Source organism: Pseudoclavibacter sp. AY1H1 (assembly GCF_002931055.1).
Lineage (GTDB): Bacteria > Actinomycetota > Actinomycetes > Actinomycetales > Microbacteriaceae > Pseudoclavibacter.
Map to the genome: position 1 here is coordinate 1 of NZ_PSXX01000014.1, position 12,551 is coordinate 12,551.

Sequence of the window (12,551 nt, forward strand, 5' to 3'; positions counted from 1 at the left end):
GGCGTGGATGCTCGCGCTAGTTGAGTGCCGGGGTGTCGGTCGGGATGACCCCGTTGCCGTACAGGTCGAAGCCGAGGCCGTCGCCGACCTGAAGTGCGCGGCCAGCAGCTCCCCGGAGTGGATGATGTGCTCGCTCGCGGCATGCCTCGCCGCCTCCGCGTCCCTGGCCTTGATGGCGTCGATGATCTGCGTGTGGTCCGCACGGGTCGCCTCGGGCCACCCCTCGATCTGCGCGTAGAAGTTGCGGGGCACGTACTTCGAGAAGAGGGCGACGAGCCAGCGGAGCCTCGGAGCATCCACGATGTGGTTGAGCAGGTGGTGGAACTCGTTGTTGCGGGCCTCGAGCGCTTCGACGTCCCCGCGCACGGCCGCGGCGAGCAGCTCGTAGTGCAAGGCCTCGAGCACTCGCAGCTGCTCATCGGAGATGCTGCGCGCGGCACGCGCGGCGAGCTCTCCGGCCACGTTGGCGTGCACGAGGAAGACGTCTTCGATGTCCGCAGCCGTGATCGGGTGCACGCGGAACCCCTGGCCGCGCACGCCGTCGACGAAGCCCTCCACGCGGAGCGACTGCAGCGCCTCGCGAACCGGAGTCGCCGACACCTTCAGCCGCTGCGCGATCTCGTCGATCTGCAGGGATTCCCCGGGCAGAAGCACCCCGGAGATGATGCGCTCTCGGAGGTACTCGGCCGCGAACGAGCGCATGCTGCCGTAGCGACGGGCTGCGTCTTCGAGGCGTTCGTCGGGTGGGAGCGGCACGGGGACATCTTACTGAGCGGGCAATTCGGGCCGCGGCATGGCTTCCATGAGCCCCGCGACGGATGCGGTGCGGTCGCGTTCCACGAGCGCCCAGAGCGCGTTCGCGCACGTCTCGCCGACGAGCCCCCTCGCCTTGGCGTGCAGGTCCTGTCGGGATGCGCGTGCGCCGGGCGAGCCGCGATAGGCGCTCGTCGAAGCCTCGTGCACGGTGCCGTCCGTGAAGGTGACCCGCACTTCGGCGGTCCAGTCTGCCGGGAACGCCGCTTCGACCGCAGGCGAGGTCACACATCTCACCTTCCTCATGAGCGGGAGCAGCTCGTCCGCGAGCTCCGCCGCCCGGTCGAACTGGTCGACGGTCGCGGTGCCCGTGGTGAGCGCGAGCGCTGCGCCGAACGGCATGTTGAACTGCGCATCCACGGCCGATTCGACGCGCAGCTTCGCGTCTGCTGGCACGCTGACGAGGCGCGCGCCCGCTTCGATAACGGCCACCTCGACGTCGTCGACGTCGTCCGCGGACAGGCCTGGCCGCTGCGAGGCGACGTCGAGGAGCAGGTCGATGTTGCCGTGCATGTAGCGGCAGCAGGGGTAGAGCTTGATGCTCGTCCGCCAGGCGTATTCGCCTGGCGTGATGGTGCGCACACGATCGGGGTGGAAGCCGTCGCCGTAGTTCGCGAGGAACCCGTCGCGTCCTTCGAGGGCCGCGGCCGGCGCGACGAAGCCGACGGCGGCGAGCCGGGTCGCGCGGATTCCGACGGCCGCGGCGTGACCCGCGTTGAGGCGCTTCGTCCAGGCGCCGTCGGAGAGGAACTCGAGCGAGCCCGCCGCGAGGTTCGAGGCGAGGCCGATGGCGTCGACCGTCTGCGACTCGTCGAAGCGGAGGAGGCGGGAGACGGCTGCGGCGGCTCCGATGGCGCCTGCGACTCCGGTCGGGTGGAAGCCGCGGCCGTAGCTCTCGGCGGCTCCGAGGACGACCCCGATGTCGCACATCACGTCGTACCCGACGACCGCGGCATCGAGGAGGGCACCGTAGCTCGCCTCGTGCTCTTCCGCCGCGGCGAAGAGGGCCGGGAACAGCACAACGGCGGGATGCAGTGACGCTTCCTCGAAGGTGTCGTCGAGCTCCAGCCCGTGGGCGGTGATGCCGTTGACGAGCGCCGCATCCTCAGCGGACAGCCGGATCGCAGCCCCGAGCACGGACGACGGCGCAACGTCCGTGGCGAGCCCTGCGTAGGCGTCGCGTGCAGCTCGGGCCGACTCGCGTCCGCTGCCTCCGAGCGTCACGGCGAGGGCGTCGAAGAGCAGCGCGCGCATCCACGCGGAGCGCTCCCCGCCGAGGTCAACGGGGCCGAGGGCATGCTGCGCGTAGCTGCGGGCGAGTGACATGTCAGTTCCGTTCTTCGGTGGCGGCGAATTCGTGCCGGATGCGTTCGGTGTGCTCGCCCGTGTCGGGCACTGGCTTCATCGCCGGCCGGTAGGAGCCTGCTGTCACGGGGGGAAGGAGCGAGCGGGCTGACCCCCCAGGGGTCTCGACCTCGACCCACCTGTCTCGCTCCGCGAGCTGCGGATGCGCGGAGAACTCCGCCATCGTCCGCATACGCGCGTTGGCGATCGCCAGGGAGTCGAGGCGTCTGATCACCTCATCGCTCGGGGTCTCGGCGATCGCCGCTCCGATGAGCTCGCTGAGCGCGTCCCGGTTCGCGACTCGATGCTCGTTGAGGCTGAACCTCGGGTCGTCGGCGAGCTCCGCCGCCCCCAGGACGTCGCGGCAGAAGCCCGCGAACTCCGTCTCGTTCTGGATGCCGATGAACACGGTCCCGTCGGAGGCTTCGAACGGGCCGTATGGGGCGATGGTGGCGTGGGATGCACCGTGCCGCTGGGGCGGGTGGCCGCCGTACTCGGCGAACAGGTAGGGCTGCTGCATCCATTCGCCGAGCGCCTCGAGCATGGAGACCTCGATGCGGTCGCCGACGCCGGTCCGTCCGCGCTGGATGAGCGCGGCGAGCACACCGGAGTACACGTACATGCCCGCCGCGATGTCGGCGACGGAGGCCCCGACCTTCGACGGCTGCTCCGGGGTGCCGGTCACCGAGAGGAGGCCGGCTTCGCACTGCACGAGGAGGTCGTAGGCCTTCTTGCGCGTGTAGCTGCCGCCCGTGCCGTATCCGGAGATCTCGGCGTAGATGAGTCGGGGGTTGCCTGCCGCGAGTGCGTCGTAGCCGAGGCCGAGGCGGTCGAGCGCGCCTGGTGCGAGGTTCTGCACGACGACGTCGGCGGTCGCGGCGATGCTGCGGAACAGCTCGGCGTCCGCCTCGTCCTTGAGGTCGAGCACAACCGATTCCTTGCCGCGGTTGAGCCAGGCGAAGAAGCTCGACGTGCCGTGCACGGTGGAGTCGTAGCGGCGCGCGAAGTCGCCACCTGCACGCTCGATCTTGATGACGCGGGCGCCGAGGTCGGCGAGCTGTCGCGTCGCGAAGGGGGCGGCGACCGCCTGCTCGACGCTGAGCACGGTGATGCCGTCGAGCGGCCTGCCGTTCATGATGCTTCCCCGAGCGCGGCGAGCAGGCGCCGCGCTCGCCGCAGCACGGGTGCGTCGACCATGGCCCCGTCGACCTGCACGGCGCCGGAGCCTGCGCCGACCACGCGGCGGGCCCAGTCGATCTGGGCGTCGGTCGGCCGGAACGCCGAGGCGATGGCGGGCAGCTGGGCGGGGTGGATGGCGAGCATGCCGCCGAAGCCGAGGGCGACGGCGTGCGTGGCGGCGGACTCGACGGCCGCGACGTCGCGGATGCTGGCGCTCGGGGATTCGACTGGGGCTGGTGCCCCGGTGAGGCGCGAGACGAGGACCAGCTCGACGCGTGCCGCATCGAGCAGCGAGTCCGCGTCGCCGCCCGCATCGACCGCGAAGTCGAGCGCCCCGAAGGCGAGGCGCACGTCGAGCTCGGGCTCACCCGGGCCGCGGGTGACGAGCGTCTCCGCCACGCGAAGGCCGCGCACGGTCTCGACGAGCGCGAGGAGCGGCGCGCCACCCGAGGCGTCGCTCACCTGCCGGAGGTAGGCCCGCGACTCGGCCTTCGGCACGGCGACGCCAGCGAGGGCGCCGGGCGACCTGGCGGACACATCCTCCAGCAGCGCGAGGTCGGGCGCGCTGTCGCCCGTGTCCGCCGGGTTGACCCGCACGAGCACACGACCGGGTGCGGCCGTGGCCAGCAGATCGCGGATGGCGGTCCGCGCCCGTTCCCGGTTGTCGGCCGCGACCGCATCCTCGAGGTCGAGGATCACCAGGTTGGCCCCGGAATCCAGCGCCTTCGAGAAGCGGTCGGGCCGATCCCCCGGGACGAAGAGCAGCGTCTGCGCTGCCGCGAGGGCGCTCATCGCTCGACCGCGTCGGGCAGCGACGACTCGTCGGGGCGTGGCGTCGGGGAGACGGGCAGGAACCCGCGTCTCGAGACCATGAACGTGCGTCGGAAGCTGATGACGACGACGCCCTCCTGGTTGTACCCCTCGGTCGCGACCTCGACGATGCCGACCGAGGAGCGCGAGCGCGACTCCCGGAGCGAGAGCACCTTGGAACGCGACGAGATCGTGTCTCCCACGAAGACCGGATGCGGGAGCCGGACCTCGTCCCAGCCGAGGTTCGCGAAGACGTTCATGGACAGATCGATCGTCGACTGCCCGGTGACGAGGGAGAGCGTGAAGCAGGAGTTCACGAGGATGCGCCGGAACTCGGTGCTCTCCGTGAGGCGCGCGTCGACGTGCACCTTCGCGACGTTCTGCGTCATGAGGGTCGACGTCATGTTGTCGTCCTCGGTGACGGTCTTGGAGAACGGGTGGTAGTAGAGGTCTCCCGGGGTGAAGTCCTCGAAGACCCGCCCCGTCCACCCTTCGACGATCTGCGTCATGATGCTCCCTACAGTTTGACGATGACGGTCTTGGTCTCGGTGTATGCGTCGAGCGACTCGACGCCCTTCTCTCTGCCGTAGCCGGACTTCTTGAAGCCGCCGAACGGGTACTCGACGCCGCCGCCCGCCCCGTAGGCGTTGACATACACCTGCCCGGCCTCGACGCGCGCGGCGAGGCGGTGTGCCCTGGAGATGTCGCGGGTCCAGATCGCCGCCATGAGCGCGTAGTCGGTTCCGTTGGCGATGCGGACCGCCTCGTCCTCGTCGGCGAAGGTCGTGGCGACCAGCACGGGGCCGAAGACCTCCTTCTGCGCGATCTCGGAGCTCGGGTCGACGTCGGCGATGAGCGTCGGGGCGAAGAAGGCGCCGGCCCCGTGCCCGTCTGGCACGTGCCCGCCGGTGATGACGCGGCCGTCGGCGCCGTCGACGAGGCCGCGTACCCGGTCCTGCTGCTTGACGGACACGAGCGGGCCGAGGTCGCGGTCGTCGGAGCCCGGGCCGATGGTCACCCGCTCGAAGGAGGTCTTGAGCTTCGCGAGAAGCTCGTCGGCGACATCCTCGTGGACGATGAGTCGTGAGCCCGCCGAGCAGGTCTGACCCGCGTTCTGCAGGATGCCCTTCGTGATGAACATCATCGCCTCATCGAGGTCGGCGTCGGGGAACACGACGTGGGGGCTCTTTCCCCCGAGCTCGAGCACCGCCGGGATCACGTTCTGCGCGGCCGCGGTCGCGATCGACGTACCGACCGCAGTCGAGCCGACGAAGCCGATGTGGTCGATGCCCGGATGCTCGGCGAGCGCGGCACCGACCTCGACGCCGATGCCGGTGACGATGTTCAGCACCCCGGCGGGGATGCCGACCTCGACCGCGAGCTCCGCGATGCGCACCGCGGTGCGGGGCGTCTCGTCGGCCGGCTTCAGCACCACGGTGTTGCCCGTGGCCAGGGCGGGCGCGACGGCCCGACCGAAGAGCTGCATGGGGTAGTTCCAGGCGATGACGCTGCCGCAGACGCCGAGCGCCTCCCGCCGCGTGTACACGTGGAACGCCGGATCGACGGGCAAGGACAGGCCGTAGTAGGAGTCGATGGCCCTGCCGTAGAAGGTGAAGTACCGAGCAGCGACCGTCGCATCCGTTCGCGCCTGGGTGAGCGGCTTGCCCGTGTCCTGCGATTCGAGCAGCGTGAGCTCCTCGCGGTTCGCGATGATGGCCGCCGCGAGCGCCTGCAGCAGGTCGGCGCGCACCTCCGGCTTGGTGGCGGCCCATCCGGGTTGCGCGGCCCGGGCGGCTGCGACCGCGGCATCCACGTGGGAGGCATCGCATCGCGCGGTGAGGCCGAGCACCTCCCCCGTCGCCGGGTCGATGTTCTCGTAGCTGCGCTCGGAAGCTACGCGCTCGCCGCCGATGTAGGCCGTCGTCGTGGCAGCTCCCGACGCGGTGTGCACTGATTGGGACATGTCTCTCCTGGAATCTCTGCTGGCCTGGAATCTCTGCTGGCCAAAAATCTCTGCTGGTCGTCGGCGGATGTCGACGTGGTGTCGCCGGTGATCAGTCGTCGATGACGATGCCGGCGCGGGTCACCTGCCGCGCCTCTGCGGCGGCGAGGGCCTCTGGCACCTGATCGAGGGTGTAGTCGGCGTCCACGAGCGACTCCCACGGGAACTGCGGCGTCGCCTCGATGAAGCGCACGGCCTTGCCGAGCACCTCGAGCGGGTAGCGGATGGCGGCGCGGATCTGCACGCCGGTCCGGGTGAAGAGGCCAGGGTCGAAGTCCGTGAACTTGTTCGGAGAGATGTTGCCGATCTCGACGACGATGCCGCCGGATCTCGCCGACCGCACCGACTCCGAGAACGCGGACGGCACGCCGGTGAGGTCGATCACGACGTCACCGCCCCCGCCCGTCGCGTCGCGGACGAGCTGCACGCGTGCCGCGCCGTCAGCGGCCTGCGAGAGATCGATCGTGTGGTGGGCGCCGAAGTCCTTGACCTTCTCGAGGCGACTCGGCGTCATCTCCGCCACGTAGACCTCCGCCCCCAGCACCGAGGCGACGGCGGAGGCGCAGACACCGAGCCCGCCGGCGCCGAAGATGACGACCTTGTCCCCGTAGGAGACCTCCCCGAGGAGGCACCCGTAGTAGACCTGCGACAGGGCGCAGTTGGCGGAGGAGGCAGCCTTCGAGGTGACGCCGTCCGGCACCTTGTACACGGCCTGGTTCGGGCCCACCGCATAGTGCGTGCCGAACGTGCCGAAGAAGTGCGGGGCCTCGTCGGCCTGCTTCGACCATCCCGTGTAGGCGTTGCGGCAGATGTTGCCGTGCCCGTTGTTGCACTCGGGACAGCGGCGGCATGCCTGGAAGTACGTGGCCACGACTCGGTCTCCCACGGCGAGCGGCTCCCCCGCGAAGTCGGTCGTGACGCCGTCTCCGAGGGCGGCGACTCGGCCGACGCCCTCGTGTCCCATGACGCAGCCGGGTCGAACCAGCGGGTGGCTGCCGTGCAGGATGTGCACATCGGAGCCGCACACGTTGGCGCGGATCATGGACAGCACGACCCCGCCCGGCACGGGGGAGGGCACCTCGTAGGACCGGGACGCGGTGCGGTCGATGTCGTCGAGGATCGTCGTCGTGCCGTGCGCCTGCTGCGCATCGGTCTGGGCGTGCGTGGAAGCTGTCGCAGTCATGCTCCGGCCCCTCTCCTGGTGGTTGTGTTCGCCGTCGAGGCTTGCGATTCCGTTGCGCGAGCCGCGGCGGCCGTCGCGGAGGCGACCGATGCGCCGATGTCGTCGCCCGCACGCAGCGGGCGCCCCTGGAAGATCCCCTCGTGGGCGAGGATCGGGCGCCGGTCACCGGCGAGCTCCGGGTACTTGGCCTCGAGCTTCTCGCGCTTCTCGATCTTGGAGCGCCAGTGGGCGACCGCTTCGGGGCGGCCGCGATCGATGCCCTGCCAGCTGTGCGGCATCTCGGCGCGGCTGGGTCCTGCGTCGGCGGCGCCCCCGATGCGCACCGCGGAGGGGACACGGCTGGTCGCCGTCCCGCATCCGGGGCAGGCGGGGTTGTCGGCAAGCATCGACTCGATGCCGGCCTCGAAGCGATGGCCTTCCTGGCAGCGGAAGTCGTAGAGGATCATGAGTAGAACCCGTTCGGCGCGAAGGTGAGCTCCTTCTTCTGCTCTTCGTCGTGGCCGAAGATCACCTGGGCGTCGGTCTCCTGGGCGATGCGGCGGAGCTTCTCGACCGACTCGAGCCACGCGAGGTTGTTCCACACGATGGCCGCTCCGACCGCGGGCGGCCCCCAGGAGTCGGCGAGGTAGACGGCGTCGGAGGTGAAGATCTTCGTGCCGTCGTTGGGCAGGTCGACCTTGAGCGACATGGTTCCCCACGTGTGGCCCGGCGTCTGGATGACGCTGACGCCCGGCAGGATCTCGTCGTCACCGGCGATGCCGCCGATGTTGAGGCCCTTGAAGTCGTCGGGGATGTGCGCGCCCAGGTTGTACCCGGTGATGGTGGCGACTCCGTCGAGCTCGGCCTGGCTCGTGACGATGCGGGTCTTGCCGTTGTCGAACATCCTGGCGTTGGCGGCGTGGTCGAAGTGCAGGTGCGAGAGCACGAGGATGTCGATGTCGTCCGGGGTGAGCTCGAGCTGCTTGAGGCTGGAGTCGAGGTAGCCGGTGTCTGCCTGTGGGTCGTCGATGACGGGGAAGAACTCGTCGAAGCCGGTCGGGGCCCAGTGCTCAGCCCAGTTGCGTGGGACGCCGGTGTCCCACAGGATGCGCCCGTCCGGGTGGTCGATGAGCACGGCGTGCGTCGGCACCTGACCCCATGCGCGTTCGTCGTGGCGGTGGTCGCGGGTCTTGATGACCCTGCCTGGCTTGAGCAGCAGCCAGGTGAGGTCGGCTTCCATGGTTCCTGACTCCAGGATGTGGAGCTTGATGTCGTTCGTCACTTGCCATCTCCTTTGATTGGCCCAGCGGGGGAAGGCGCTCGGGCTCTGGGTGGCGAGCGTGAGGAGCGCTTCCCGATTACCGTAAGCGAATATATTCAAGGGGTCAATACCTTGTAGCCCGCTCTCAGCCTTGCTATGTTGGCGAACATCCTAAAAATATTTGACGGCCTGTCGCCCTGTCGCGAGTGCCGCCCCTGATCGAAGGAGAGCCGCTGTGACAAGCCGGACTGCCAGCGACGACAGAACAGCCCTGCGTGCGCGCACTGAAGCGGTCTGCGACGAATTCGACGACACCTACTGGCGTGAGACCGACCGCGAGCGCCGCTATCCGCAGGAATTCGTGGACGCCATGGGAGCTGCCGGCCTCCTCTCGGTCATGATCCCCCGCGAGTACGGCGGTGGCGGCTACGGCATCGACGCCGCCACGGGAGTCATGGAGGCGATCAACCGCTCCGGAGGACACTCCGCCGCCTGCCACGCGCAGATGTACACGATGGCCGCACTGCTGCGGCACGGCACCGACGCGCAGAAGGACCGCTACCTCCCCGGCATCGCGGACGGCAGCATCCGCCTCCAGGCGTTCTCGATCACCGAGGACGCCGGCTCGGACACCCTCGCCATCACGACCACCGCGACGCCCGACGGCGACAGCTATGTGATCGACGGCCACAAGACCTGGACGAGCCGGTTCGAGGAGTCCGACCTCGCACTCGTGCTCACCCGCACCTCCGAGACCCCGAAGGGAACCACGGACGGCCTCACGCTGTTCCTGCTCGACCTTCGCGAGATCCGCGCACAGCAGCCGGATGCCCTGCTCGTCACCCCCGTGCGCACCATGTTCAACTACGCCACCAACCAGGTCACCTACCGAAGCGTCCGCGTGCCCGCCGACGCGGTCATCGGACGCGTCGGCAACGGCTTCCGGCACGTGCTCGACGGCTGGAACGCCGAGCGCATCCTGCTCGCCTCCGAAGCCATCGGCGACGGCTACTGGTTCATCGAGCGCGCCGTCTCCTACGCCAAGTCCCGCCACGTGTTCGGACGCGCCATCGGCACCAACCAGGGCGTCCAGTTCCCCATCGCCGACGCCTACATGAAGGTTCGCGCGGCCGAGCTCATGCGGGACGAGGCGACCGCACGCTTCGATGCGGGTGAGCCCGCCGGCGCGGAGGCGAACATGGCGAAGCTGCTCAGCTCCGAAGCGTCCTGGGCGGCCGCCAACATGTGCCTCGACACGCACGGCGGCTACGGATTCGTCGACGAATACGACGTCGAACGCAAGTTCCGGGAGACTCGGATGTTCTCCGTCGCACCCATCAACAACAACCTGGTCCGCAGCTTCGTCGCCACGAAGGTGCTCGGGCTGCCGAAATCGTACTGAACCGAGCCCACCCCGGGCCGCAGCATCCACCGCATGTATCGACGAAGGAGTCAGCATGAACATCCAGGGAGCAGTTCTCGAGGAGATCGGCCTGCCGCGGCCGTACTCGGAGTCGAAGCCGTTGAAGGTCGTCGAGCTGGAACTCGACGATCCGGGACCCGACGAGGTCCTGATCCGCATCAGGGCGGCAGGGCTCTGCCACTCCGACCTGTCCGTCGTCGACGGGAACCGGGTACGGCCGACGCCCATGCTGCTCGGCCATGAGGCTTCGGGGATCGTGGAGAAGGTGGGTTCGAACGTCACCGACCTCGAGATCGGCGAGCAGGTGACGACGGTCTTCCTCCCCCGCTGCGGTAAGTGCGACAACTGCAAGACCGACGGGAAGCTGCCGTGCACTCCCGGCAGCGTGGCCAATAACGCCGGCTACCTGGTCGGCGAGCACTTCCGGCTGCACCGCGACGGGAAGGACATCTTCCACCACGTCGGCGTCTCCGGATTCGCGACGCACGCGGTGCTCAACCGCCAGTCGGTGGTGCCCATCGGGCACGACGTGCCCCCGGAGATCGCCGCCGTGCTCGGCTGCGCGGTGCTCACCGGTGGCGGCGCCGTCATCAACGCGGGCAAGCCGCAGGACGGCGACACCGTGATGATCGTCGGCCTGGGCGGCGTCGGGATGGCGGCGCTCCTCACGGCCGTCTCGCTGGAGAAGGGCAAGGTCATCGGCGTGGACGCGAACCCCGAGAAGCTCACCCGAGCCCTGGAGCTTGGCGCGAGCGAGGTCTACACGCCAGCGGAACTCGCCGAGAACGGCGTGAAGGCCCCCATCGTCATCGAGGCGGCTGGCCATCCGCGCGCCTTCGAGACCGCAGTCGCCGCTACCGGCGTCGGCGGCACGACGGTCACGGTCGGCCTGCCCTCACCGGATGCGCGTTCATCGATCGCTCCGCTCGGGCTCACCGGGGAGGCACGGACCATCGTGGGCTCCTACCTGGGATCGGCAGTCCCGGCTCGCGACATTCCCGTCTACGCGCAACTCTGGCGCGACGGGAAGCTGCCCGTCGAGGAGCTCATCTCGGGACGCATCCGACTGTCGGAGATCAACGATTCCCTCGACAAGCTCGCCGACGGGCAGGCCGTGCGACAGGTCATCATCTTCGACGAGTAGAGCGATCGCCGCCGGGCTCCGACCGGGGCGAGCCCCAGAGCTGACTTGTGGTCGTCAACCCTCAAGGTTGACGACCACAACTCAGCTCTCGGCGTTCAGGGGGACGCGAGCGCCGGGTGCCGGGTGCCGGGCGGCGGGCGGTGGCCCGAGGAGTTACGCGTCACTCGGACGCGGGCCCGGACGGCGGACCGCGGGGTTACGCGTCACTCGGGCGCGGGCGCGGACGCGGGCTGGAGAGCCTCCGCGGCGGCCACGAGGTCGGGGTGCCCCGCGAGCCCACGGACCCCGTGCATCGAGTACGTCGCCATCATGATCGCGACCGGCACGTGATCGCCGACGAGCATCAAGGGCTCCGCCCCCTCGAACTGCAGCACCAGCGACCGCTCGCGCAACGACGGGTAGCTCGCGACGACCCCCGAGTACCAGAACGACAGCCACCGCCCGCCCGCGAAGCAGATCAGTCGCTGGTTCGAGACCAGGACCCTCGCCGTCTGCCACTCTCGCCACTGCTCCGCGGCTTCTCGCTCAGCGCTCGACCGGGCGGATGCGTTGCCGAGCGCATTCACTGCAAGCCCGGCCGCGACGAAGGCCGGGCTGCCGAAGAAGAAGCCGGAGGTGGTGGAGTAGCTGACGTCTCGCCCGTAGTAGCGGGCGTAGGTCGCTGGCGCATCCTGGAAGAACACCTCGTCAGGTGAAGCGCGGAAGTCCCACACTTCGACGGTCTGCGGGATGCGCTGCTCGAGCAGCTCATCCCGGAAGCGAAGCGCAGCCGTGAGCCGGTCGTGGGAGTAACGCTGCGCGTCGAGCCGCTCGCGCTCTCGGCTCGTGTACTTGCCGCGGCGGTGCCTGCTCTCGCGGCGATTCACGGCGGCCCCTCGGAGCGCCGCGCGGCCAAGGCCCAAGAGGAGGAGGACAGCGAAGAGCATGCATGCCCAGAAGAGCAGCGAAAGGCCGAGTCCCGTGAAGGAGCGGCCGACCTCGTCGTCCGCTGACGGAGCCCCCTCGAATCCGGAGAGCACCGGGGTGACGATGGCCGCGATGAGCACGAACACGGCCCCGAGGACGAGCAGCGGCACGAGCCAGCGCCCTCGCCGCTTCCACCGCTCGGCCTCACCACCCTCACCGTGCTTCCGCGCTGCCCAGCGTCGTTCGACGGCGCGCAGGAGGTCGACTCGGACGACGTACGTCGACAGGATCACCAGGGCGAGCAGCGCGGCAGGGAGGAGCAGGAAGTACGCGAGTGTGGCGAAGCTGAACGCGAGCTCGTCCGCCGATTGCGCTATGTGGAGCCGTTCGAGCGACTGGGGTGCAGCACCGAGCCCGAATGCGACCAGGGCGACGAGCAGCCCGAGCCAGATGAAGCGGCCTACCTGTGAGCCCCGTTTCGTCGTCATGACGCCAACGTACGACGAT

Annotated in this window: 12 protein-coding genes; 2 read left to right on the forward strand and 10 right to left on the reverse strand. The window is 69.3% G+C overall.

Going from position 1 to position 12,551, the window contains the following annotated elements:
• The 9 genes from C5E05_RS16985 to C5E05_RS17025 form a co-directional block, all read right to left on the reverse strand.
• On the reverse strand, positions 1-756 hold a 756-nt coding region (locus tag C5E05_RS16985; RefSeq protein ID WP_104342588.1), incomplete at its 3' end, for a GntR family transcriptional regulator.
• Between the two features lie 9 nt (positions 757-765).
• A complete protein-coding gene (locus tag C5E05_RS16990; RefSeq protein WP_104342589.1) occupies positions 766-2,139 on the reverse strand; it encodes an MmgE/PrpD family protein in 1,374 nt (457 codons plus the stop codon).
• 1 nt (position 2,140) lies between these two features.
• Complete coding sequence (locus C5E05_RS16995) at positions 2,141-3,292, reverse strand: CaiB/BaiF CoA-transferase family protein (protein WP_104342590.1); 1,152 nt, start codon at positions 3,290-3,292, stop codon at positions 2,141-2,143.
• The gene (locus tag C5E05_RS17000) at positions 3,289-4,128 is read right to left on the reverse strand and encodes a CoA ester lyase (RefSeq protein ID WP_104239752.1); all 840 of its coding nucleotides are present in this window, start codon (positions 4,126-4,128) and stop codon (positions 3,289-3,291) included. The genes C5E05_RS16995 and C5E05_RS17000 overlap by 4 nt, the downstream gene beginning before the upstream one ends.
• Positions 4,125-4,655: a MaoC family dehydratase gene (locus C5E05_RS17005; RefSeq protein WP_104342591.1), complete on the reverse strand. Its 531-nt coding sequence runs from the start codon at positions 4,653-4,655 to the stop codon at positions 4,125-4,127. Before C5E05_RS17005 ends, C5E05_RS17000 begins: the two co-directional genes overlap by 4 nt.
• 8 nt (positions 4,656-4,663) lie before the next feature.
• Complete coding sequence (locus C5E05_RS17010; RefSeq protein WP_104342592.1) at positions 4,664-6,109, reverse strand: aldehyde dehydrogenase family protein; 1,446 nt, start codon at positions 6,107-6,109, stop codon at positions 4,664-4,666.
• 91 nt (positions 6,110-6,200) lie between these two features.
• Positions 6,201-7,331 (reverse strand): zinc-binding dehydrogenase, encoded by a 1,131-nt coding sequence (locus C5E05_RS17015; RefSeq protein ID WP_104342593.1) that lies wholly within the window; start codon positions 7,329-7,331, stop codon positions 6,201-6,203.
• Positions 7,328-7,777 carry a zinc ribbon domain-containing protein gene (locus tag C5E05_RS17020; RefSeq protein WP_181059705.1) on the reverse strand — a complete coding sequence of 150 codons (450 nt, stop codon included), beginning with the start codon at positions 7,775-7,777 and terminating at the stop codon, positions 7,328-7,330. Before C5E05_RS17020 ends, C5E05_RS17015 begins: the two co-directional genes overlap by 4 nt.
• Positions 7,774-8,592, reverse strand: a complete 819-nt coding sequence (locus tag C5E05_RS17025; RefSeq protein ID WP_104342594.1) for an N-acyl homoserine lactonase family protein — start codon at positions 8,590-8,592, stop codon at positions 7,774-7,776. Before C5E05_RS17025 ends, C5E05_RS17020 begins: the two co-directional genes overlap by 4 nt.
• Before the next feature lie 214 nt (positions 8,593-8,806).
• Here C5E05_RS17025 and C5E05_RS17030 point away from each other — a divergent pair, with 214 nt between their 5' ends.
• Both C5E05_RS17030 and C5E05_RS17035 read left to right on the forward strand, forming a co-directional pair.
• Positions 8,807-9,973, forward strand: coding sequence for an acyl-CoA dehydrogenase family protein (locus C5E05_RS17030; RefSeq protein ID WP_104239746.1), 1,167 nt, complete (start codon positions 8,807-8,809; stop codon positions 9,971-9,973).
• Between the two features lie 55 nt (positions 9,974-10,028).
• On the forward strand, positions 10,029-11,138 hold the full coding sequence (locus C5E05_RS17035; RefSeq protein ID WP_104342595.1) for an alcohol dehydrogenase catalytic domain-containing protein: 1,110 nt from the start codon (positions 10,029-10,031) through the stop codon (positions 11,136-11,138).
• Between the two features lie 203 nt (positions 11,139-11,341).
• Here C5E05_RS17035 and C5E05_RS17040 read toward each other — a convergent pair whose 3' ends face one another.
• Positions 11,342-12,532, reverse strand: a complete 1,191-nt coding sequence (locus C5E05_RS17040; protein WP_104239744.1) for a hypothetical protein — start codon at positions 12,530-12,532, stop codon at positions 11,342-11,344.
• Between the last annotated feature and the right edge of the window lie 19 nt (positions 12,533-12,551).